The 1660-nt window shown below is 51.5% G+C and carries 1 protein-coding gene; it reads right to left on the bottom strand.

The features are described 5' to 3' along the window. Positions 1 to 131: 131 nt before the first annotated feature. Positions 132 to 1331: an IS110 family RNA-guided transposase gene (locus HMPREF3044_RS06660; protein WP_005396306.1), complete on the bottom strand. Its 1200-nt coding sequence runs from the start codon at positions 1329 to 1331 to the stop codon at positions 132 to 134. Positions 1332 to 1660 lie beyond the last annotated feature (329 nt).

The following is a 1660-nucleotide window of genomic DNA, read 5'->3' as shown; positions in this document are numbered from 1 at the left end:
GGGGGTGTTCCTATATAGTTCGTCAACCTGAGGGGGGTAGTTGTTGGGGGTGACGTTCGGTGTGGGATTGTTTTTGGGTACGCCTGGGAGCCGATTGGCGTATTGCCAATCGGCTGGGGTGTTTTAGCCCGTTAAGTTATTTTCTGTTTTTCTGGTTCTTGGTAGAGGCTGTGATTTGCCATCATGGTGAACAAGACGGTGAGGCGTCTTCTTGCTAGAGCTACGACTGCGGCGTTGTGTCTCTTGCCTTCTTTACGTTTCCGCTCGTAGTATTGGCGTGAACGCTCGTGGTATCTGATCGCTGAAAATGAGGATTGCCATAGGGCGTTCTTTAATTTCTTGTTTCCCGCCCTGTTCGGTGATTTCGTGTTGATGGATGTGCCTGACTGGTTGGTCTGTGGGCATAGTCCTGCGTATGAGGCCATGTGGGAAGCTGTTTTAAAGTCCGAGAAGTCCCCGACTGTCATGAGGATCTGAGCTGCGGTTTTCGGGCCGATGCCAGGCATAGACAAGAGGATGTGGGTGTGCGGAACCTCCTCGATGAGGGCGCCTACTTTTTCTTCGATAACTTTCCGGTGGTCAAGCTTTGCCAAGGCATCAGTGGCGGACATGGCGACACCGAGTTCAACATATTCCGACCCGTGGATTGACACGGTTTGATTCTTGATGGCATCCAGCAGGCCATCGATGATTTTCTCGGGGTTTCTTGCTTTGTACTTCTTCGCGAACGCGATCAGGCGTGCGCGCCCCATTCGTTTGATTTTTGTGGGGCCACCATATTTGGCCAGCATGTGCAACACCCACCGTCTGTGGATATTTTGGCCACGAAGTACCCGTTCGAATTCGGGATAGGATCCAACAAGGGAGGAGCGAATTTGATTGATCAGCCTGGTGTAGGACCGGGCGAGGTCTTCATCGATACCGTTGAGTACTTTTAGCTGACTGAACACCTGCTGGACACGGTCAACATTGCGCAGGGCATCGGGAAGATTGGCTCCTGCATGCGCGATGACATATGAGTCACGAACATCAGTTTTCGCATTTCCGACATGAACCCTCGACAGCTGCCGCATCGACAATCCAGGAAGATATTTAACGGTAATCCCCATGTCTTGGGCAACCGCGACGGTAAGCCTGCCAATATTGTTGGGCTGGTCGACCACAACCAAAATTTTCGAGGACAGGGCGAGGAAAAGGTCGAAGAACCTGCGTAAAGAATGTTCTGACTGGTCAATGCGTTTTGACTTTACTTGTTTACCATCTTTGTCGAGGACACAAGCGTGATGGAAGTATTTACCGACATCGATGCCGATGACGAAATCGTAGGTCACGAGGACGATTCTCCATGTGCGATATAAGTGTGAAACGGACAGATATCGTCACTGGGTTCGTCGGACATACTCTCGCTGGCATCCACATTACTTGAGACTTCACCAGGCATTCCGGCGAGTCAGGTTCCTATTAGCAGTTGAAGTATGTCACTGCCTTCGGCGGCATCACCCCCCGGATCATTTTCAGACAGGGACAAAAACAAGCCATACCGAAGCCAGTGACGAGTCCCGCTGCTAAGCAGGGACCGGAACAAACATAACCCACCCCAAAAGGGGAGAAACCATGAATCCTCGGGTCCCCAGCAGGGAACTGCCTAAACCGTAATGGG

It is taken from the genome of Corynebacterium sp. HMSC073D01 (genome assembly GCF_001815555.1).
Lineage (GTDB): Bacteria > Actinomycetota > Actinomycetes > Mycobacteriales > Mycobacteriaceae > Corynebacterium > Corynebacterium glucuronolyticum.
The sequence above is the reverse complement of the archived record's forward strand: the minus strand, read 5'-3'. Positions and strand labels throughout refer to the sequence as shown.